We start from the raw sequence: 20104 nt of genomic DNA, 5'->3' as shown, positions 1-20104 counted from the left end.
TGACGCCGGCGCGCGTGCTGCGGATGGCCCTCGGGGAGGACGCCTCCGCCCTCATGGACGCGTTCGGGATAGAGGAGCTGGCGCCCGGCGAGCTCGACCTCACGCCCGGCTGCATCGAAAGGGCCAGGGCCGCGAGGGGCGAGGGGCCGCTGGCGGGATAGGCGGCGGGCCGGGACATGGGCCGGAGGGCCCGTTGCGCTGAGTCCGGAACGGCTGCGCGGCGGGCTGGCGGAGCATGCGGCGGCGGCATGGGGGCACCGGACTCCACAGCCCCTCCACCTGCGGAAACGAAGTGATGGCCAGGTGCCGGGAGCTATTTCCGCGTTGCGCTAGCTGCGGAAACGCGGGGTCCGTTCAGGCTGTTGCGTTGAGATTGAAAATCAACCCGGTTCTATAAATCGGCACGTCAGAGGCATCAGCCGGCAGCAAGAAGTTTTTCGCTCAGAGCCGCACGGGCAAACTCACTTGGCGTCATCCCCTCGGCAGCCGCCCGTCGACGAATGGCCTCCTTCATTCCCAGAGGAATCTTGACCGACAGCGTTGCCGTCCCCTCACCTGAGAGCGGGGGCCGTCCATGCACGATCCCACCAACGGTGTGTTCGCCATCCGGAAACTCTCCGCGCTCGTACGACTCGCACCACGCGTCAATCATTTCATCCGTTACAACCTGACCATTAGCGGCCGTATACGTCTTGCCCATCATCGACCCCTCTGCCGAGCTCGCTCGATCTCTTGCCAGAATTTCTTCTGAACCGGAGACAGGGCATGAATAATGAGCCATCCACGAATTAGTTCGACCGCAACAAGTTCCACACTTCGACCATCTGGAAGCCATCCAATGGCAAGCCATCTCGGCGGCTCGTCCTCCGACTCGCGGCGAATGCACTCAGTAACCGCGAACCAGGCACCTAGTACCTGCTTTTCCGTCAAGTGTTTTTTGGCGTTCGGATGGATCTCAACATCCATGCACCTTCTCCTCCATCTTACCCAATTTCGTATGACGAAAGTCCGCTGTCGCCAATCTCTTACGCCGGCACGCGTTGGAGAGCAGGGGTCGAAACAATGATTGAAGGACGCTCTAGTACGGCCCAGGCGCCGGGGCAGGAGCACATACACCAGGGACGTACGTTTTCGTAGCGCGCGAGGATATTGCCGTCGCGATTGATGAAGGCGATGTCGATGGGATAGGCCATAAAACACGTATGGACCGAAGAACAGCGTGGAAACGCCATGACGAGCGGCAGGCCGTTGGCGGCAACCGGACGCCGTCCCAGCATGCCGCGCAGGCGCACGACAAACGACTCCGCCACCACAAACTCGGCCGGCGTCCAACCCAGCCTGTTGAGTGCCCGCGCGTAGGCGATGTAGGACGAGACCGCGGTCACATGACCACCCCCGGACGCCATGGATCGACCGTCACCGCGCGCTCGTGCGACAACGTTGTCGGCGCCCCCAGCAAAACGCCAGCGATGCTGAGAGAAGTCGGCCACGGCTCATAGTGCATGGTGCAGGTGTAGGTCCTAAACGTACCGGATAGGGAGAGCAGGCCACCATCCAATGCCTTCGCGCCTTGCTCGCTCGACACTTCGATCTGCAAGTCATAGCCTTCCATGGCATTCAGAATTTGAGTCTGAACCGTCGCCGAGGCATCGGCAGAGCTTTCGTCGCCCTCCCCCTCCGACGCCACGGCGTGCGCCAACACGATGTCGGGCACCACGCGGTCGAAGCGCGCGACAGCGCTGGCAAAGATCATGACGTTGTACACGACGAGTGCCAGCACCAGCAAAACGGGCGTAACCACTGCCATCTCAACCGTCGCTTGGGCGCGCTCCTCGCGCAGACGCATGCGGATACTCATTACGACCCACCGCCCAGAGCGCCAACCAGCGTGGCGACATCGACGGTGAGCGGGATGGAGCCGCCGCCGGGCAGAGGAATCTCCGCAAGTGTGAACACCGTACCGCTAATGGTGCGTTCGACTTGATATTCCAACGCCTCGCAAAGCGCCTTGGGATCGGTCACGCCCAACGGAATACTTCGCAGTTTGTCTTGCGCTTGAGAGAGACCCGCAATGTCAGACCCCGGGCTCTTAATGACATTTGCGGAATCGGTCAGCACCGGCTTTCGCAGGCGCAAGTCGCACGGCTCCAGGCCCAACGCCGCCACGGACGCCGAAACGGTATCGCCGAGCCACGATGCGATGGAGCCCAACGCGCCGCTGCCCCCTCCTAGGCCCTTAATCATCTCGTCCATAAGTTCGTCGGCCGAACCTTGGATATCACCGTATCCTACGAGCAGCCGTCCCCAAACATCCATGACGCCATCGAGTACGCCGGCAACGCCGCCCGAGCGTTCCTTCAATGTCGAGAAAAATCGCGAAAGCACGTTGTTTTGCGCCGCCGCCTCATCGGGCGCCAGCACCGCGGCAGAGATAGCACCGCGATCGCCAAGCCTGACTGCCGTGTTAAACGAAGAGTTGAGCTCATCGGGGCTCGAGATGGCACCCGAAACCGCAAGGGCAACCACGCCGTTGCGACCGGGCGGGGCGATACGCGGGCGCTCGCCGGAAAGCTCCTTGATGGCCTGGTCAAACGCATTGCCCGCACGGTCGGCCTCATCCTCGGTCTGACGCTCGAGCTCGAGCTCTTTGTTGCGGCATTCGACGTAGTCTTCCAGGGCCTCTTTGAACTTATCGAAGTGGTACTCAAAGCCGTTTTCGATAGAAGTCGAAGGCGCTGCAACGGCACCGAGCGACGAAACGCCAAAATGGCATCTGTTGCATCTGTCCTGTCCGTCATAATCAGCAACCGAGGCTAACCCGCCTGGCGACCCCTTCTTATAGTTGGGGCAACTCGTTCCGTAATGCAGATACGTCTTGCCATCGATGGCGCTGGTTGGCCACGCCGCATCGGTATAGAGTTCCGTCGCTCGCACCTCGTCAGCGTTGCGCGGCAACAGCGGGATATGGGAAGTAACTTCATCTCCGTCCTCGGTTACATATGCACGATTGACCTCTGTACTCGCATAGGTGTAAAACGCCTTGCGCGCCGCCGACTCCGCCTTCATCTCGACGCTCGATCCCTGAGGTTTTTCATTCGCCAAGCGCTGCCGGTAATAGATTTTCGCGCGATCGAGCGCTATTTGCGGCTCCCATGTGATGCTCGACTTTTCATGACGGTTCTGACTGTCAGATAGTTCTGCTAGTTTTTTCGCACGCTCCCACATACACGAGTACTTGCCAATCGAACTCTCGTCCGACCCGCCACAATCCGCCAGCCAAGCGCGCTCTTTAGCCTTCGCCGTGTCCTCAGAAGCCTTCCGCAGCTCCTCGGCCGCACGCTCTAAATCATCTGATGTGCCTTTAATGGCATCGGTCGAGATCTCGGACCCCTCGAGCGCAGCGAAGTCCGACTCGGATGTCTTGGGCACGGCAAGCGCCGTACCGGTATAGGTCACACTATCGGTATCCTGCGCCGACACCGCCTGCGTGGCACGCGCGGCGATCAGATACGGCAGAGCCGTCTCGATTTTCTGTAAGCCTTCCGATGCGCTTTTGGCAAACTTGTTGCGCGTTTTAATGATCTCAATCCCGGTGTCGACCATATTGCCGGCAACTGGTTCGGCACCCGGGATGAGGATGGCGACCAGGCCCGTCCCGATCGTGGCAAACCCCGCTAGGCCCAAACTCAAGATGCTCGCATCCACCACCGTGGCAGCCGTGTGATAGGACGACACCACATTGGCGCCTGCCAGCGCGCCGCTATCGGCAGCCACCTGGGTGTCCCCCGCGCGCGACATGCTCCATATCGCCGCCGTCGACGAAAACAGCAGCGTGAGCACCACCAAGATGACCACCGCAGAGGAAAGCGTGGTGTAGGCACCGTCTTCGATAAACAGGTCGATACCGGCTCGACCCATAAAGCCGCCTCGCTTGCGATGGCAGCTCGGACGGCGCGTCAAAACGCGTCTAGACCAGAAACGCTTAATCCCATGCAGCAATCCACGAATCATAATCTCCCTCCAGCCATTCGGGACGTGATTGATACGAGACATCGACCTTGAGCTCAACGTAGCCGCCCTCGGCGGTACCACCCATAGCCTGCGCAAACGCACCGATCACAGGCAACGGCTTGACCTCGCCGGAAACGGACACGGACGAGACGCCGCCCGCATCGGCCCGGCTAAGCTCGACATCCCACGACAACGGCCCGCCGGCATGAAAGATCGAAACGTTGGGCACTGCGGCAAGTCGGCGGCGGGTGAACTCCTTAAGATCGTCGTCCTCCGCCGTCGTCGTGGTCATGAGCCGCGCGGTCTCGGCGGCGGCAGACTCCATGACCGCGCGCGTATAAAGCAGGCACACCGGTTGCAGTGCGAGAAGGATGAGCGTCAGAAACGTCGGCAGCAAAAAAGCGGCCTCGACCGTAGACTGCGCCCGGTCCTCGCGCGCGATATCAATACAACGCGATGTCCTTAGCGCCCGCAGCGGCGTCGATAACCGACGTCGAGGTAACGCCATGGGATGCCGCCCGCTCAACCAGCGCTGCCAAGCGCCCATCGGTGCCAGCACGCCAAAGCCCCGCGATCGCCAGCACGATCGATAACAGCGCCACCGTGACGATGGCGTATTCGACCGTCGCCTGGGCAGATTCCTCACGCAGAACGCCATGCATTTCACGATCCCTCCTTTGAGCTTATTGTTTGCGGGACCAGACGCACGGCGCGCAGACGACACGAAGCATCGCCAGCATCCGCGGCAACCGTCACCATATCGACCCAGCCGCGCCCATCGCGCACGATGGCGCCCCATACGTTGCCCTTAATATCGAGATAGCCGCTCAGGGCGAGCTGGGCCGTTGGCACCTCGCGGTAGCCGCGTAACATATCCGCCGCTGCCTCGGTCATCGGTCGGTCCTCGGACCATGCAAGCCGGACCGCAATCGCGTTGTCCTCAGGTGAATCCGTCGCAGTGCCAGACCGCTTGTCGAGCGTCCGCAGAAAGGTTTGCGCCGTGACAGCGACATCCGAATCGTCCGCATCTCGCATCTCATCTTTTTGAGACGCCACCGCCGAATCTGAGCCCGAATCGAAGGCGGCCCCAGGACGCTGCTGCCGCGCGGCGTTAAGCCCCCAAAGCACCGCCGCTATCGCCACGGTCAGGCAAGCAAACACCAGCAGCACCCCGATGGGGCGCTCGCCCTCTACAGGCTGTTGATGCCCTCGCTGATAGCGTTCCATAGATCTTGGACCTTGCCCTTAAATGCAACAATGGCAATGATGGCGATCACCACGAGCACGCCGACCAAGATGGCGTATTCGGTGGTGCCCTGCGCACTCTCCTCCTGCAGTAGCTCCCCGGCATGCTGGCGAGCGCGAATTGACTGGCAAACAGCCCAGCTCCAGACCTTGCCAGCAACGTCAGTCATCGTGTTCATGTATTCCTCCCTACATCATCCCGCCTGCTCCCAACAGCGGGCCCAATATGGACAGAAGCAACGCCGGCAAGATGAGTGTGCCGGTGGGAATCAGCAGCTTGACGGGCGCACGCTCGATCTCGCGCTCGACCGCGGCGCGATGAGCCGCACGGATCTCGCGACTTTGAGCGGCCAGTGCCTCGGCAAGTGGGGCACCCAGAGCGAGCGCCTGTCCCACCGTGATGGCAAAGGTCTCGAGCGCTCGCACGTCCAGGTCGCGCGCGGCGGCCAACAACTCGTCCTCACGCGTGCCCACGCCCACCTGCCACGCCATGCAGGCCCGCTCAAGTCGAAGAGCCAGCACTGACCGGCGGTTGGCGCAGAAAATCTCAAGCGCCGCATCAAACGAAAGACCGGCCGAAAGACCCAAGCGCACAACATCGATCATCTCGGACACTTCGCCGAGCGACACTCGCGCCGGGCCGCCCGCTCCAACCGCGCCCTTCATTCGCGCGGTCAGAGCATCGACCACCGAGCGACCCGCGGCAGCGACCAGCACCGCCTCGCGCTTGCAGGCCTCTGCGATCTTGCATGCATCCGCCCGATCCAAACCCGTCGCGACAAATACACTCAGAGCGCACAGGCAAGCCGCAACTGCAACCGGGGCGCTCATAGCTCCACCCGCATAATGCGCCTGATAACCACCAGGGCAACGGCGTTGAGGGCAAGACCCAGCACCACAGCGCCCGCGCCGGCAGGCGTCGCAAGACCGCGACGAAAATCTGCCGAAAGCAGCGCCAACACCGCGCACATGCCCGTCGGCATCGCCGCGACCATATGCGCAGACATGCGGGCCTGCGACGTCTTAACATCTAGGCGGCGCTTGAGCTCAATGCGCTCCCCCACCATGCTCGACGCCTCGGACAGTAAGTCGGCAAGCGGAGCGCCGGTGCGCTGTGACACCTTAAGCGCCAAGGTCACAAGCGAAAGACCGGGGGCGTCGATGCGCACGAGCAAGTCATCGAGCGCGTCGGTCGCCGAGATGCCGCAATCGATCGCCGCCGCCACCCGCAAAAACTCGGTATGCACCGGTTCTTGCGCATGAGCGCCCACAAAGCGCATGCCCTGAGCCAGCGAATGTCCCGAGGCAAGCGACATGGAAAGTGCGGTAAACGCCTCGGGCATGGCCTCTTCTGCATCGTGTTGCTCGCGCCGGCTCTCAAAGCCATCCCGAGCGGCGCCAACGGCAATCGGAGCAACAAGTCCCAAGGCAAATCCGAGGGGCGATAACGACACCATCGTTAGTAAAATGCAGCAGACACCGCTCGAGAGCAGCAGAAACGCCAAACGCCCCGAAGCATCTTCGATCACGAGGCCAAGGCGATGCGCCGGAGCCAGCGATGCCCACGAACGGGCGATCTTTTTCAGCAGATCGTTTTCCACCAGCTCACGCGGCAGTTTCTCTGCCACCGTCTCGAGCGCCTGACGCGCCAGCTCCGCCGGCGGCACCTGCGGCACACGAGGTTCCGCCCCGCACGCCGTCGCGACAGAAAACCCTGCCAAACCCCCTACGACGAGGGGCACAGCGACCTCCATTCGTCCACCTCCTCTTGTGTGAGCGTCCCCGACCGCAGGCCTTCTGCGATAAACGGCGGCTCGCGGTCAAGCGTCCAGGTGCGCTCGGCGGCATCGAAAGTCACATAGCGCTCGAGTTCTACGCCGCCCGACGCGGCGCGACGCACCCCCGAATACGAGGAGACGAAGCGCCTGCCATCGGCGTGGCGCTCGGACATCACGATGCCGTCGAGCGCCATGGCAATCTGCTCCTCGATGAGCTCGCTCGGCAGATCGATGCCATAACGTGCAAGCAACGTCAGACGCACCACGGTCTCCTGTTCTGAGCCCGCATGAAGTGTGGTGAGCGACCCGTCGTGGCCCGTGTTCATGGCCTGCAACATGTCGCAGCACTCAGCACCGCGCACCTCACCCACCACGATGCGGTCGGGGCGCATGCGCAGGGCATTGGTCACCAGGTCGCGGATCGTCACCGCGCCCTCGCCCTCAATTGAAGCCTCGCGCGCCTCTAGACGCACCACGTGTGGATGATGCGCAAACTTGAGCTCGGCAGAGTCCTCGATCGTCACGATGCGCTCGCCGGTGGAAATCTCGCATGACAACGCGTTGAGCAGGGTGGTCTTACCAGATCCCGTGCCTCCCGCAACCGCCAGGTCCTGTCTCAGCGACACCGCGCATGACAGCAGCTGCGCGTACCAAAGCGGCAGCGACCCCAGCCCCACAAGCTCGTCCAGCGAGCAGATGCGGTCCGAGAACTTTCGGATGGTGAGAATCGGTCCGTCAATCGCCACAGGCGGAATCACCGCGTTGACGCGATAGCCCGTTTTGAGGCGGGCGTTGACGATGGGGCTGCGCTCGTCGATACGGCGGCCAAGTGGCGAGATGATGCGGTCGATAAGCACACGGATCTGCTCATCATCCTCAAACGCATGCTCGATGGGGTACAAGACGCCGCCGCGTTCAAAGAAGGCCGAGCGGCAGCCGTTAATCATGATCTCGGTAACGGTGTCGTCCTCGATGAGCGGCTGCAACGGCCCCAAGCCCACCACATCATCCAAAATCTCGTCGATGATGGTCTCGCGCTCGGGCGTCGCGAGATCGGTCGGCTCCTCAACATTGAGCGCCGCCTCCACCGCGGGACGCAATTCCGAGCGGGCAAGTGCCGGGTCGATATAGGCGCTGATACGCGCCACTTCGTCGTAACCCATGCGGTCCATCACGGCGCGCTTGGTGCGTCGTTTCACCGCGCGGCGACGCCCCGCATCTACAGGCGCTGCCGCCGCTGCAGCGCCGGCAGCCTTAATCCTCGTTTGCAGGCTCATCGCTGATCACCCTCGCGCGACCAGGGAAGGCGGATACGCGGACGTTCGGTGCGCGTTGCACGGTCGGCGACCATATCGCTCCAAGGGCCGACGGCGCACCCCAGTTCCACGAGCATCTCGCGCGTGGCCTCGCGCACGCTGGTCGCAAAAGCGCTGGTCTGCCCCACTGCCTCGTCAGCGCGCCCAAACGCCATGAGCGCGGCGAGATCCTGCCCGCCATCGGCGATACGAATCTTGGAGCTCAACGCACAGGCAATCTCAAAGCGCATGGCGACGTCCTCGTCTGCCCCGCGCGCGCCAAACCGGTTGAATACAGCGCTCATGCGCGTGCGCGGCACACCTACTCGACTTGCCAGTTCAATGACGCGCGACGCCGATGTCGCGGACGACACCGCCGCATCGCCAACGACCAGGCAGCGGTCGCTCGCCGCCACCGCAGCCGCCACGGCATCACCCCAAAAGACCGAGGTGTCGACAAAGACCACGTCGGATTCGCGACGCAGAACATCAAGCAGTAGCTCCACCGGACGTGCCATGAGCTCGGCTTGCTCGGGCGCCGCGACGGGACCCCAGAGCGTAACGCCCGGCGCCACGCGCATCGATGCGGCTACGATATCTGGCTCGGCGAGCGCGCCCGCCGCCGACGGCTCGATAAGTGCCGCCATATCGCGCGGAGCATCGACGCCTAACAAGTCGTAAAGGTTTCCAAACATCAGGTCCAGGTCGAGCACGGCGGCACGCAAGCCCAACAGCGACGATGTGTGTGCCATGGTGGCAACGATCGTCGACTTGCCGCAACCGCCCGAACCCGAAATGGCGCAGATGACCGGAGCTCGGTGCGGCGAAGCGGCAGCGTCTGCCGGCGGCATCGGAGGCGGCGGGGCGGGCGTCGGCGGCAGCGTCCCCGTCTCCCCCGCCGCAACCACACGCTGCGTCCAAGCCGGCATGGCAGCTTGTTCGGTCTGCAAGGCAGGCTCGTTCTGCACAATCTGCTCATGCTGCATCAGCGACAACTCGCCGCACCCGGCAAAGCCCTCAACTTCGTCGAGTTCATCCGCCAGATTCACGCCGTGCACGTATCCCAAATCTACAGCCGGGGAGTCGCCAGCATGCTGCGCCGGCCCTCCAGCGTCATCGTATACAAGGGGGTTCCGGGGGCGCCGACCATGCTCGGCTTCCGCTTTTCCATAATCATCAACACGCGGGCCTCTTGTAGCGCGAGGCGCCCCGGGTTCCCTATCAACAAAAGCATCGGGCTCAATCGTCATGCGCCGATCGGAATCAACCGCTCCCTCGCCCGCGCGCCCGTTGCCGCATATACTGTGCGCAGCGATGACCTCGGTCGCCCCTGCGCGAAACAGCCCCTCGATATCCGACGGATCGAGTGCTTCTATCAACACGACCACGCGACTCACGCGGCCTTCGGCCGTCAGGCGCGCAACAGTCTTGCGCACATCTTCGATATCAAACAGAGACGCCGCGATGATGGCAGCCCCGCGGCGCGACGGAAACGCCCGCGCCATGGAAATCAGCCCGTCCAGGTCACCCACGCGAAGCACCTGTGCACCCGCATCACGGCCCTCGACTTCCCGCTGCAACAGCCCGTAATCGCCGCACGCGCAGCACGCAAGCCAGATCGCCTTCATCACTCGTCGCCTCCGCTCTTTTTGCCGCGCGCCGTGGCGGGAATCGTCAAGCTGACCGTTCCCTTGCCCGAGGCTCCCAGCAGTTCCTTGACGTCTTCGGGGTCAGCCGCCAGCGTCACCCATTCGATCTTGCCCTCGCGCGTGGCACCGGAATTCTCACTGGTATCGATCACGTACGCGCCGCACAGTCGATCGGTTACGCCATCTTTTTGCACGTACACGTCCACATAGCTGCCCACGCCCGTGGCACCGCCGACCGAGTGCTCGGCATCGACCGCCACCGAAACGGCGACCTTGCCCTTAGGCACCTCGAGCTTGTGGCTCTCGGCCTTGGTGTAGACATTGCAGATCACGGCGTTTTTGGGAATACGTGAAGTCGTCACGTCGCCGCGTACCTGGCGCAGCTCGGTCGCCGCGTCACGCGGCAGCAAACTCGTCAGCCATTCCTGGGTTATGACATTGGTCTCATCGAGGGTCTCGCCCACATCGATATCGCGCGCCGCGACGCATACCTCGACGCGATCGCCACCATACTTGGCCAAGGTCTCAGCCTGGACCTGTTCGGCTTGCGAGCGGATCGACGAGCCGTAAACCATGCAGAGCAGAGCAGCGAGCACGCCCGCGACCAGACTGATGGCGATGCGCTTGCTCTTGTTCACGGCCGCTCCTCTCATGGCAGTGCCGGGCGAATGCCCGTACCACCATTGTCTGGGCGGTCAGAGTGCAAAGCGGCGCAATCGCGATCTTGGTTTTCGATGTCAAACCAATCGCTGACCAAAAGCTGACCAGCCCGTCAAGCTCGTGGCAAGGTTTTGGTCAGCACGTCAGCAAACTGCATATTTCGAGGCTTTTCCGCAGCAAAAAAGCCGTCTCCCGAACAGTTGGGAGACGGCTGTCATAGGAAAAATCAATTACAGATGGACATCGGGATCGAGCATTTGAGCGCTCACGCGCATGGATGACGCCAAGTTTTGGAACGTTTCCAGACGCAGACTGTCGATCTGCCCGGCGTCCTCGGCCTCGCGAACGGCGCAACCCGGCTCATGGGTATGTGTGCAATCGCCAAACCGGCACGCGCGCGATGCCTCAACAATCTCGGGGAAGGCGCGCGCCAGACCCCGCTCGTGACCCACGAGCGGTAGGCTGCGCAGGCCCGGGGCATCGGCGATCACACCGGCGTCGCCCGGCAGCGCCACCATCACGCGCGCGACGGTAGTGTGACGGCCCTGGTCGTCGCGTTCGCGCACACCGCCGGTCGCCAACGTATCGTGGCCCAGCAGTGCATTGAGCAGCGTCGACTTGCCGGCACCCGACTCGCCCAGAATCATGGCGCAGCTCCCGGCAGGCACGCAGGCACGGACCTCGTCCAGGCCGCGGCCCTCGGCAGAGGACGTCACGATCACGCGCACGTCCGGACCCACCAGGCGGCGCACGCGGTCCAGATCGCGCTCGAGCTCCTCGGCATCGCAGCGGTCAGCTTTGGTAAGCACCACCACCGGCTCGGCATCGCAGTCAAGCGCCAACACCAGCGAGCGCGCCACGCGGTCGAGCAGCACCTCACCGGCACCGAGCGCCTGCACGATTAGCACGCTATCCACGTTGGAGCAGAGCACCTGGCGCTCTCCACGGGCACGGCCGCGCCAACGCTCAAAGCTCGTACGGCGCGGCAGCACGCACTCAATCACGCCCATATCGTGCCCGGGAGCGCGGCGCACCGCCACACGGTCGCCCACGGCAGGCAGCAGGACCTCGTCCTCGCCGCGCGACTTGGCAAACCCCACGGCATGCTCGGCGCGAAAGGTGTCGTCGGCAGTCGCCACCAGCGGAAACCCGCGATCCAAGCGCACCACGGCGCCAAGCTGCATCTGCTCGGGCTCCTCGGCATGTGCGCAAAAGTCGTCAAATGCCGCCTGCTGAGCTTCATCGACCGGCAGGTCATCGAACGCCGGAACATCCTGCAGCGCGTCGAGTCCCGGCACGTTTGCCAGCAGCTCCTCGGCAGATGCGGGGGCCTCGGTCGCAAGCTTCCGACGACGATCGCGCTTAGCCCGCGCCCCCGTCGTCTTTTTCTTCGCCTTCGCCTTAGCCTTGCCCACAAACGCCTCCCAGCACCACAAATCACAACTGAGCAGGTATTTTACCCACAAAAAAGAGTCGGTCGAGCAATTGCTCGACCGACTCACACACTTTCCCTCAGCTTATGGTCCCGAGAGGTTATCCGAAGGCCCGACCGCCGGGAGGGATTTCTTCTGAGCGATCCCGCAGCGCGAAGCGCGAGGACCAGCGAAGAAGAAACCCCGCAGGCGGTCGGGCCGGTGGGAAGGATGGCCTTTCGACCTACTCTTTCTCGACCGCGCGCATGATCGCCTTGTAGATCTCCATCAGCGGGATGATCAGGAAGGCTAGACCCAGCGCGGCAAGAACGCCCTTGAGCTCAAGCGTCACGGGGCCAAAGAACATCTCGGCAAGCGTCGGCTGAACGGTCACGATAACCGTCAGTACCAGCGCCAGCGCGGCGGAAGCCCACAGCCACTTGTTCTGCTTCTTCATGGTGAACAGCGACGCACGACGGCTGCGCATATTGAAGCAGTGGAAAATCTCGACCATGTTGAGCGTGATGAACGCCATCATCACGCCTTCCTCGTCGGCATTGCCGGCGATCATATCGGAGATGTGGATGTAGCCCATGTCAAAGTACACGCCCACAAAGAAGCTCGCCAGCACCAGCGCGGTGATGATCAGGCCCTGGACCACGCAGTCCAGGCCCATATTGCCGGCAAAGACGCCGTCCTTGGCGTTGCGCGGCTTGCGCTTCATGATGTCGCCCTCGGCATCCTCCATGCCCAGCGCGAGCGCGGGGAAACAGTCGGTGACCAGGTTCACCCACAGCAGCTGCACCGGCTGGAAGATGGTAAAGCCAATGAGCGTGGCGATGAACACCGAGAACACCTCGGCAAGATTGGCCGAAAGCAGGAACTGGATGACCTTGCGGATGTTGTCGTAGATGCGACGGCCCTCTTCGCAGGCACCGATGATGGTGGCGAAGTTGTCATCGGCAAGCACCATGTCGGCGACGTTCTTGGTGACGTCGGTACCGGTGATGCCCATGCCAACGCCGATGTCGGCGCGCTTGATGGACGGGGCGTCGTTGACGCCGTCGCCCGTCATGGCCACGATCTGGTCGCGCGACTTCCAAGCCTCGACGATGCGTGTCTTGTGCTCGGGCTGGACGCGGGCGTACACGCCGTAGTCCTCGATGTGCGCGTCGAGCTCCTCGTCGCTCATGCGGTCGAGGTCGGCGCCCGTGATGGCCTGACCGCGATCGGTGACGATGCCCAGCTGCTTGGCGATGGCCACGGCGGTGTCGATGTGGTCGCCCGTGATCATGACGGTGCGGATACCGGCGTCGTGGGCCTCGCGGATGGCGTCGGCGACCTCGGGGCGGACCGGGTCAATCATGCCGGACAGGCCGCAGAAGACCAGGTCATGCTCGAGCGCGGCGGGGCTGCAATCGCCCGGGACCTCGGTGTAGGTGCGGCTTGCCAGCGCCAGTACGCGCAGGGCCTCGTCGGCCATGGCCTTGTTAGCGGCCACGAGCTCGGCGCGACGCTCCTCGGTCAGCGGAACGACCTTGTCGCCCTCGTAGATATGGGTGCACAGGCCGATCACCACGTCGGGCGCGCCCTTGGTGTACTGCTCATACTCGCCGTCCAGGGTCTCGACGACCACGGACATCATCTTGCGACCAGAGTCGAACGGGGCCTCACCCACACGCGGATGCTCGGCAGTCAGGCCAGTGAGACCAGCCTTGCCGGCATCGTTGACGAGCGCGCACTCGGTCGGCTCGCCCACGGCCTCGCCCAGCTCCTCGTCCCACTGGGCGTCGGAGCACAGCGCCATGCCGGCCAGGAACTTCTCCTTAGGCGCAGCGAGCTCGTGCTTGACGACGGTCATCTTGTTTTGGGTGAGGGTACCGGTCTTGTCGGAGCAGATGGTCTGCGTGCAGCCAAGGGTCTCGACGGCAGAGAGCTTGCGGATAATCGCCTGGCGCTTGGCCATCTTGGTCACGCCAAGCGACAGCACGATAGTCACGACGGCAACTAGGCCCTCGGGGATGGCGGCGACGGCAAGCGAGACAGCGACCATAAAGGTATCGAGCAGGGCGGTCGGATCGGTAAGGACGTTGCCCACGCCGTGGCGGATGATGTCGACGCCAAAGATGACGACGCAGATGACGATAACCATGATGGTGAGGATGCGGCTGAGCTCGGCGAGCTTCACCTGCAGCGGCGTGAGCTCTTCCTTGGCCTCGGCCAGGGCGCCGGCGATCTTGCCCATCTCGGTGTTCATACCGGTGCCGACCACGACGGCGCGACCGCGGCCGTATACCACGGTGGAACCCATGTAGCACATGTTCTTGCGGTCGCCGAGCGGCACGTCGTCGGTGCCGGCGGCGAGCTCAATGACGTTGGCATGCTTCTCGACGGGCACAGACTCGCCGGTAAGGGCGGCCTCCTCGATCTTCATCGTGGCGCTCTCGAGCACGCGGCAGTCGGCCGGGACGGAGTCGCCCGCCTCGAGCATGATCACGTCACCGGGCACGAGCTCGGCGCTCGGCAGGTGCACGAGCTTGCCGTCGCGCAGCACCTTGGACTGCGCCGCGCTCATCTCCTGCAGGGCCTCGAGGGCCTCCTCGCTTTTAGCCTCCTGGACCACGCCCAGCACCGAGTTGACGATAACGACGAACATGATGATGGCGACGTCGGCAAAGTCGGGCTCGCCCTTGACCATACCCGTGAGCGCGCTGATAACGGCGGCAACGATCAGCATGATGACCATGGGGTCGGCCATCTGCTCAAAGAAACGCTTCCACAGCGGCGTTTTCTCGGCTTCCTCGAGCTTGTTAGGGCCTGTCTTGGCGAGGCGCGACGACGCCTCGTCGTTGCTCAGGCCGAGGTTCTCATCGACGCCCTGGTCGCTGAGCACCTCCGCCGCGGCGGACAGGTATTCCTTTTGCATATAGAGTCCCCTCCTGGGATTCGGGCCACTCAGCAGATTGATGCCCGATCATAATTCCCAGGAGAAGGGCAAGGGCTCATCAAGGCTGCCGTGCTGAGCGGCAGTTGATAGTGGAGCTATGGTACCCCAAAGCAGCGCGTCTAGCCAAAACATTCCAATTGGAAACACGGCTCGAGTGCAACGATGCAGACCGTGTGATGCTCAATATTGATAAAACGTTTTTTCTTCGGCGCATCGTCAAACTGAAATATCGCCCAGATAGCAGCGGTCAGAACGGTTGGTAAAGTTTTTGCATATACCGTTTTTCCGCAAAAAATGAACTTCTAATTCGGCATACGGTCGATTTTTTGGGGTATTCGGTCGCCATTTCGTTATAATCATCTCAGTTTTATTTCTTATGGTTTATCTATCAGCGCAAGACGATGTCAGATGGAGGTCTGAATGTACAAGCGCACCAAGATTGTATGCACCATGGGTCCCGCCTGCGATAGCGACGAGACCATCCGCGAGATGATCAAGGCGGGCATGAACGTCGCCCGTTTTAACTTCTCGCACGGATCCTACGACGAGCACCACGGTCGCATCGAGCGCGTCCGTCGTATTTCCAAGGAGCTCGGTCTGCCCGTCGGCATCCTGCTCGACACCAAGGGCCCCGAGGTCCGCACCGGCCTTCTGGTCGATGGCAAGAAGGTTGCCGTCAAGACCGGCGATAAGATCGTCGTCACCGCTCAGCCCACGTCCGAGGATTTCCACGGCACCTCTGAGCATATCTCCCTCGACTACCTGGCTCTGCCCTCCGAGGTCGAGAAGGGCTCCCTCATCCTGATCGATGACGGCCTGGTCGCCCTCGAGGTCGAGTCCGTCGACGGCCAGGACATGACCTGCGTCGTCAAGAACGACGGCCTGATCGGCGAGCGCAAGGGCGTCAACATGCCCAACGTCAACATCTCGCTGCCCGCCATCACCGAGCGCGATCGTCAGGACATCCTCTTTGGCCTGACCGAGAACATCGACTACATCGCCGCTTCCTTCATCCGTGACGGCGAATCCGTCCGCGGCATCCGCGAGCTTTGCCGCGAGAACGGCGGCGAGCACGTGACGATCTTCCCGAAGATCGAGTGCGCCCTGGGCGTCGAGAACTTCGACGAGATCCTCGAGGCTTCCGACGGCATCATGGTCGCCCGTGGCGACCTAGGCATCGAGATCAAGCCCGAGCTCGTTCCGCACATCCAGAAGGAGATCATCGCTAAGTGCAACGCGGCCTACAAGCCCGTTATCACCGCTACGCAGATGCTCGACTCCATGCAGCAGAACCCGCGCCCGACGCGCGCCGAGGTTGCCGACGTTGCCAACGCCATCTACGACGGCACCGACGCCGTCATGCTGTCCGGCGAGTCCGCTGCCGGTAAGTACCCGGTCGAGGCCGTCAAGATGCAAGCCAGCATTGCTCTCGAAACCGAGAAGTACCTCCCGGCTCACGCTCCGCTCGAGGTTCCGGCTGACGCTCACGGCACCCGCGTCGTCAACAACGTTGTGGGTATGTCCGCCGTGAACATGGCTACCACCGTTGGCGCCAAGTGCATCACCGTGCCGACGACCACCGGTCGTACCGCTCGCCTGATCTCGCACTTCCGTCCCAACATGCCGATCTGCGCGTTCTCCCGCCACGAGTGGGCCGTCCAGCAGATGATCATGTACTGGGGCGTTATCCCGCACCAGGCCGAGATTACCCAGGGCACCGTCAACGGCACGATCGTCAAGGCGATCGAGACCGCTAAGGAGCTCGGCTACGTCGAGGCCGGCGACCTGACCGTCGCCACCGCCGGCGATCCCCGCATGAGCGTCCAGCTCGAGGACAAGGTCTCCTCGACCAACGTCGCTTACGTCGCTCAGGTGCGCTAAGTCGTACTTGCAAGCACACTTGCATCGCAAAGGGCCCGGAAGGCGAAGCCTTCCGGGCCCTTTTTCTGTGCCAATGCCGGCGCACGGCAAAACACACACTCATTTCTTTACCAAAAGCGCGAAATCCACCCTTCGAGACCCAATGAATAAAGTCCCAAGCGCTAAAAGTGTTCGCCCGGTGGCAAACCCACACCTTAACCGACGCTGCTAAATCGTTTTAGCAAGAGCCGGATTGACCTGCTTTTCGGAAGTATGCGGCAAATTCTGATACCTCCGAGCACACCCCGTTTTTTCGCAACAAAATGCCTGATAAACTAGCCTCAAAAGCCAGGTCTGCTCACAAGGTTTAGATTTTGCCGCATACTTCCGAATTGACACTGGCATCGCACGGTCCAAAAGCATATTTCGACCAGGAGGACGTCATGGACCTGACGCTATGCGGTCAATCCGCTTTTTACTATCACCGTATCCCGCCACAGATATTAGGCCTTTACCCTGCCATTAGCCTTGGCAATATGGATCGCAGATGTTGCGGCCTCGGAAGTCATGCAGTTGTAAAAGACCTGCTTCACGCACCGCTTCACAGGATTGTATTCACTCGGGCACAATCCGGGTCGCGAAGCCTGTTTAAATCGCACCTCCTGACCCAAGAGCCGCCTCCCGGGTCGTTTAGGCAAACCGAGCATGGGTTTGATGTCACATCGCCCGAGTTCACACTGCTCAACCTTGCTACGCAGGTCTCACGCAACCAGCTGCTTATGGCGTGTTATGAGATGTGCAGCTCGTTTGCTGTGTATACACCCTGCAAACGAGCGCAACGGCAACTTGATGAAGCTATTTCGCTTAAGCTCATTCCACCCAACTGCGGCTGGGAGCGGGTTATCGACGTCAACGGCAAGGATACCAACCTGTGGAAGCGCACGCCGCTTCTTTCCGCAGCGGATATCGCCGCGTTCGCCAAGCAGGCCGCAGGCCTGCGCGGTGTTAAGCAGCTCCGCTGGGCCGCCGAACGCATGACAGGACAGACCGCCTCGCCCTTCGAAGTACAGACCTCCATGCTTATCTCGCTCCCCCGCGACGAGGGCGGCATGGGCATCAATATCGCAAACAACGTGCGCATCCCACTCAGCGACGCCGCGCGCTCGCTGTATGACAAAACCTGCTGCTACGCCGATATCCTCATCGAAAGCGCCACCGACAGCATGGGTGTCATCCTTGAATGCCAAGGCCGCTCCGCCCACGACAGCGAAGCCGCGAGCCTCTCCGATGCCGAGCGCGCCACCGCGCTCACAAGCATGGGCTACGACGTCATCCAAATTACCTTTGGCCAGATTAAGGATAAGAAGAGCTTCGACCACATAGCCGAGCTCATCCATAAAAGGCTGGACTTTCCTACACCCCAAAGACCAAACAGGAGCGCGCCGCCGAAGTCACCCTGCGGCAAGAGCTACTTGTCAATTGGGTTGAGCTATTCACCGTCAAGCCGGCCAGCTAGCAGCTAGCAATCAGGGGAAGCGCAGGCATATCGGGCGATTCGACGCGAGCCGCAAATCCCGCCTCGGTTAGCTCGATGACCTCGGTAAACGTTGTATCGAAAAACTCCTCGGTTAGCAGGCGATACGGCGGATGATCGGACTCGCCGGGGTTTTCGCGTACAATCTCGTGCATAACGCCGATGGTCTTGAGCACATACTCCTTATGGATGGGATACTGACCAAAACGGGTCGCCGCAGTATACAGGCGATCGGTCGCGCGCGGTATCGAAACGATGCCGAGTGTCTTGCCAAACCAGTCAAAGTCGCCTTGCTTTTTAATGCGGAATTCCTCGCACGGCTTGCCGCCGTGCGCCTCCAGGTACTGATTCACACGCGTATTCCATACGGTATCGGCCACCAGATGCGACCAAACGCCCAGCGTCAGATCGAGCAGCGACTGCGCCACGTCATCGGGCGCGAGCGAAAGCTCGCTAGCACCGGGACCGGCGACCGGCTCGGCGTCCTTGTAACGTTGGGGATAATGCACCCGATTGAGTCGCTCGCGCTCCTCGACAATCGAGGTCGCGGCAGCTGGCGCACCGGTGGGCGAACTTTTAAGCAACGGTGCCACATAGGTATCCCAGAACTCATGCTCACGAGGCTTAGGGATAGGCTCGGGCTTTGCAAAGTGCGTAATGCGGTACGGGATGGGATCGGCGATGCCAGGGACCATATAGCCCACGAAGATATCCGGAACCACGCAGCCAAACAAAAAGGCATTGCGGTCGCGCACGCTATTGGCAAGCGCACCGGTGCGCTCCAGCAAACGCTCCGTCTGAGCGATATGAATGTTCCAGCTTGGCATAGCCACCCCCATAAAAACCTGGATAACTATACCATCACGGCAAAGCCGCGCGGGCGGCTACGCACGCTCCACGCAGCAACTATTCCACAACGCCGCTCTCGGTTCCATACGACGATACCGGCGCCTCGACCACATGGTGATATCGATCGATAAAGATTGCACGGGCACCCAGGCGTCGTACCAAATCCTGATGGTGCGTGCTCATCAAGACCGTCTTACCGGCAGCAACATAGGCCAGTAGAAAGTTGACCACGATGTCGCAAGAGTCCTCGTCAAGTCCGTTGGTAGGCTCGTCGAGCACCAGGATATCCGGGTTCATCGACACGACGGCAGCCAGCGCCACGCGCTTCTTTTGCCCGCCCGAAAGCTGATAGGGCGAGGCATCGACCAGATCGGCAACCTGGAACAGCTCCATGGCGTCGCGGACGCGACGCTCGAGCTCGTCTGCCGGCAGCCCCATTTGAGCCGGGCCAAACGCGACCTCCTCGCCCACCGTGGCGCAAAAGAGCTGCGCATCGGCATTCTGGAACACAAAGCCCACGCGCTGATGGAACCGCTGGGCCGTCGCGGAATCCTTGAGATATGCCGCATCGACCGCATGCCCGTCAAACAGATACGCACCCGCGTCCACAAGTTCAAGGCCGTTGATAAGGCGCATGATCGTCGTCTTGCCGCAGCCGTTGGGACCGAGCAGAGCAACGAGCTCCCCACGGTTCACCTGCAATGAAATGCCGTCGATCACCGTATGACCCGCATAGGAAAACAGCACGTCGCGAAACTCGATGATCGGCGTGACCTCGGTGCCGGCAGCACCGCTCGCACCCATCGCGTTATTCGTATCGTTTGCCAAAACGTCGCCCTTCCCTACTCACATCGACGGTTCGAC

The 20104-nt window shown here is 61.9% G+C and carries 20 protein-coding genes; 2 read left to right on the top strand and 18 right to left on the bottom strand.

Features of this window, described 5'->3' with window-relative positions; all coding sequences use genetic code 11:
* Positions 1-415 precede the first annotated feature (415 nt).
* The 16 genes from HMPREF9463_RS01845 to HMPREF9463_RS01770 all read right to left on the bottom strand — a co-directional run bounded on the left by HMPREF9463_RS01845 (position 416) and on the right by HMPREF9463_RS01770 (position 14976).
* Positions 416-700 (bottom strand): ATP-binding protein, encoded by a 285-nt coding sequence (locus tag HMPREF9463_RS01845; RefSeq protein WP_035137167.1) that lies wholly within the window; start codon positions 698-700, stop codon positions 416-418.
* Entirely contained in the window at positions 700-966 is a 267-nt protein-coding gene (locus tag HMPREF9463_RS01840; protein WP_035136816.1) for a hypothetical protein, read from the bottom strand. The genes HMPREF9463_RS01845 and HMPREF9463_RS01840 overlap by 1 nt, the downstream gene beginning before the upstream one ends.
* A gap of 59 nt (positions 967-1025) precedes the next feature.
* Positions 1026-1385 (bottom strand): DUF192 domain-containing protein, encoded by a 360-nt coding sequence (locus HMPREF9463_RS01835; RefSeq protein ID WP_052044007.1) that lies wholly within the window; start codon positions 1383-1385, stop codon positions 1026-1028.
* Complete coding sequence (locus HMPREF9463_RS01830) at positions 1382-1858, bottom strand: hypothetical protein (protein ID WP_035136815.1); 477 nt, start codon at positions 1856-1858, stop codon at positions 1382-1384. Before HMPREF9463_RS01830 ends, HMPREF9463_RS01835 begins: the two co-directional genes overlap by 4 nt.
* Complete coding sequence (locus HMPREF9463_RS01825; RefSeq protein WP_035136813.1) at positions 1858-3918, bottom strand: hypothetical protein; 2061 nt, start codon at positions 3916-3918, stop codon at positions 1858-1860. The genes HMPREF9463_RS01830 and HMPREF9463_RS01825 overlap by 1 nt, the downstream gene beginning before the upstream one ends.
* A gap of 64 nt (positions 3919-3982) precedes the next feature.
* Positions 3983-4519, bottom strand: a complete 537-nt coding sequence (locus HMPREF9463_RS01820) for a TadE/TadG family type IV pilus assembly protein (RefSeq protein WP_084591736.1) — start codon at positions 4517-4519, stop codon at positions 3983-3985.
* Positions 4455-4673, bottom strand: a complete 219-nt coding sequence (locus HMPREF9463_RS10840; RefSeq protein WP_148334135.1) for a hypothetical protein — start codon at positions 4671-4673, stop codon at positions 4455-4457. The genes HMPREF9463_RS01820 and HMPREF9463_RS10840 overlap by 65 nt, the downstream gene beginning before the upstream one ends.
* Before the next feature lies 1 nt (position 4674).
* Positions 4675-5238 (bottom strand): hypothetical protein, encoded by a 564-nt coding sequence (locus HMPREF9463_RS10355; RefSeq protein ID WP_052044006.1) that lies wholly within the window; start codon positions 5236-5238, stop codon positions 4675-4677.
* Complete coding sequence (locus HMPREF9463_RS01805) at positions 5202-5435, bottom strand: hypothetical protein (protein ID WP_006235091.1); 234 nt, start codon at positions 5433-5435, stop codon at positions 5202-5204. The genes HMPREF9463_RS10355 and HMPREF9463_RS01805 overlap by 37 nt, the downstream gene beginning before the upstream one ends.
* Before the next feature lie 10 nt (positions 5436-5445).
* Positions 5446-6087, bottom strand: a complete 642-nt coding sequence (locus HMPREF9463_RS01800; protein WP_035136812.1) for a type II secretion system F family protein — start codon at positions 6085-6087, stop codon at positions 5446-5448.
* On the bottom strand, positions 6084-6977 hold the full coding sequence (locus HMPREF9463_RS10350; protein WP_232219721.1) for a type II secretion system F family protein: 894 nt from the start codon (positions 6975-6977) through the stop codon (positions 6084-6086). The genes HMPREF9463_RS01800 and HMPREF9463_RS10350 overlap by 4 nt, the downstream gene beginning before the upstream one ends.
* Positions 6978-6982: 5 nt before the next feature.
* Positions 6983-8311: a CpaF family protein gene (locus HMPREF9463_RS01790; protein ID WP_006235095.1), complete on the bottom strand. Its 1329-nt coding sequence runs from the start codon at positions 8309-8311 to the stop codon at positions 6983-6985.
* Entirely contained in the window at positions 8308-9957 is a 1650-nt protein-coding gene (locus HMPREF9463_RS10345; RefSeq protein ID WP_052044004.1) for a nucleotide-binding protein, read from the bottom strand. Before HMPREF9463_RS10345 ends, HMPREF9463_RS01790 begins: the two co-directional genes overlap by 4 nt.
* Positions 9957-10616, bottom strand: coding sequence for a Flp pilus assembly protein CpaB (cpaB, locus tag HMPREF9463_RS01780; protein ID WP_035136811.1), 660 nt, complete (start codon positions 10614-10616; stop codon positions 9957-9959). The genes HMPREF9463_RS10345 and cpaB overlap by 1 nt, the downstream gene beginning before the upstream one ends.
* 252 nt (positions 10617-10868) lie before the next feature.
* Positions 10869-11822, bottom strand: coding sequence for a ribosome small subunit-dependent GTPase A (gene rsgA, locus HMPREF9463_RS01775; RefSeq protein WP_035137160.1), 954 nt, complete (start codon positions 11820-11822; stop codon positions 10869-10871).
* A gap of 472 nt (positions 11823-12294) precedes the next feature.
* A complete protein-coding gene (locus tag HMPREF9463_RS01770; RefSeq protein ID WP_035136809.1) occupies positions 12295-14976 on the bottom strand; it encodes a cation-translocating P-type ATPase in 2682 nt (893 codons plus the stop codon).
* Positions 14977-15417: 441 nt separating this feature from the next.
* Here HMPREF9463_RS01770 and pyk point away from each other — a divergent pair, with 441 nt between their 5' ends.
* Positions 15418-16878 (top strand): pyruvate kinase, encoded by a 1461-nt coding sequence (pyk, locus tag HMPREF9463_RS01765; RefSeq protein ID WP_035136807.1) that lies wholly within the window; start codon positions 15418-15420, stop codon positions 16876-16878.
* A 422-nt stretch (positions 16879-17300) separates the two neighbouring features.
* Positions 17301-18380 (top strand): hypothetical protein, encoded by a 1080-nt coding sequence (locus HMPREF9463_RS01760; protein ID WP_035136806.1) that lies wholly within the window; start codon positions 17301-17303, stop codon positions 18378-18380.
* Here the strand turns inward: HMPREF9463_RS01760 and HMPREF9463_RS01755 are convergent.
* Both HMPREF9463_RS01755 and HMPREF9463_RS01750 read right to left on the bottom strand, forming a co-directional pair.
* Positions 18370-19218 carry a hypothetical protein gene (locus tag HMPREF9463_RS01755; RefSeq protein ID WP_052044001.1) on the bottom strand — a complete coding sequence of 283 codons (849 nt, stop codon included), beginning with the start codon at positions 19216-19218 and terminating at the stop codon, positions 18370-18372. The genes HMPREF9463_RS01760 and HMPREF9463_RS01755 overlap by 11 nt on opposite strands.
* Before the next feature lie 79 nt (positions 19219-19297).
* Complete coding sequence (locus tag HMPREF9463_RS01750; protein WP_052044000.1) at positions 19298-20068, bottom strand: energy-coupling factor ABC transporter ATP-binding protein; 771 nt, start codon at positions 20066-20068, stop codon at positions 19298-19300.
* Positions 20069-20104: the final 36 nt, after the last annotated feature.

The organism is Collinsella sp. 4_8_47FAA (assembly GCF_000763055.1).
GTDB lineage: Bacteria > Actinomycetota > Coriobacteriia > Coriobacteriales > Coriobacteriaceae > Collinsella.
The sequence above is the reverse complement of the archived record's forward strand: the minus strand, read 5'-3'. Positions and strand labels throughout refer to the sequence as shown.

Coding starts and splice junctions, on each gene's coding strand:
- HMPREF9463_RS01845 (WP_035137167.1), bottom strand. CDS start 700: ATGGGCAAGACGTATACGGCCGCTAATGGTCAGGTTGTAACGGATGAA.
- HMPREF9463_RS01840 (WP_035136816.1), bottom strand. CDS start 966: ATGGATGTTGAGATCCATCCGAACGCCAAAAAACACTTGACGGAAAAG.
- HMPREF9463_RS01830 (WP_035136815.1), bottom strand. CDS start 1,858: ATGAGTATCCGCATGCGTCTGCGCGAGGAGCGCGCCCAAGCGACGGTT.
- HMPREF9463_RS01825 (WP_035136813.1), bottom strand. CDS start 3,918: ATGGGTCGAGCCGGTATCGACCTGTTTATCGAAGACGGTGCCTACACC.
- HMPREF9463_RS01820 (WP_084591736.1), bottom strand. CDS start 4,519: ATGGCGTTACCTCGACGTCGGTTATCGACGCCGCTGCGGGCGCTAAGG.
- HMPREF9463_RS10840 (WP_148334135.1), bottom strand. CDS start 4,673: ATGCATGGCGTTCTGCGTGAGGAATCTGCCCAGGCGACGGTCGAATAC.
- HMPREF9463_RS10355 (WP_052044006.1), bottom strand. CDS start 5,238: ATGGAACGCTATCAGCGAGGGCATCAACAGCCTGTAGAGGGCGAGCGC.
- HMPREF9463_RS01805 (WP_006235091.1), bottom strand. CDS start 5,435: ATGAACACGATGACTGACGTTGCTGGCAAGGTCTGGAGCTGGGCTGTT.
- HMPREF9463_RS01800 (WP_035136812.1), bottom strand. CDS start 6,087: ATGAGCGCCCCGGTTGCAGTTGCGGCTTGCCTGTGCGCTCTGAGTGTA.
- HMPREF9463_RS01790 (WP_006235095.1), bottom strand. CDS start 8,311: ATGAGCCTGCAAACGAGGATTAAGGCTGCCGGCGCTGCAGCGGCGGCA.
- HMPREF9463_RS10345 (WP_052044004.1), bottom strand. CDS start 9,957: ATGAAGGCGATCTGGCTTGCGTGCTGCGCGTGCGGCGATTACGGGCTG.
- rsgA (WP_035137160.1), bottom strand. CDS start 11,822: ATGCAGCTTGGCGCCGTGGTGCGCTTGGATCGCGGGTTTCCGCTGGTG.
- HMPREF9463_RS01770 (WP_035136809.1), bottom strand. CDS start 14,976: ATGCAAAAGGAATACCTGTCCGCCGCGGCGGAGGTGCTCAGCGACCAG.
- pyk (WP_035136807.1), top strand. CDS start 15,418: ATGTACAAGCGCACCAAGATTGTATGCACCATGGGTCCCGCCTGCGAT.
- HMPREF9463_RS01760 (WP_035136806.1), top strand. CDS start 17,301: ATGGACCTGACGCTATGCGGTCAATCCGCTTTTTACTATCACCGTATC.
- HMPREF9463_RS01755 (WP_052044001.1), bottom strand. CDS start 19,218: ATGCCAAGCTGGAACATTCATATCGCTCAGACGGAGCGTTTGCTGGAG.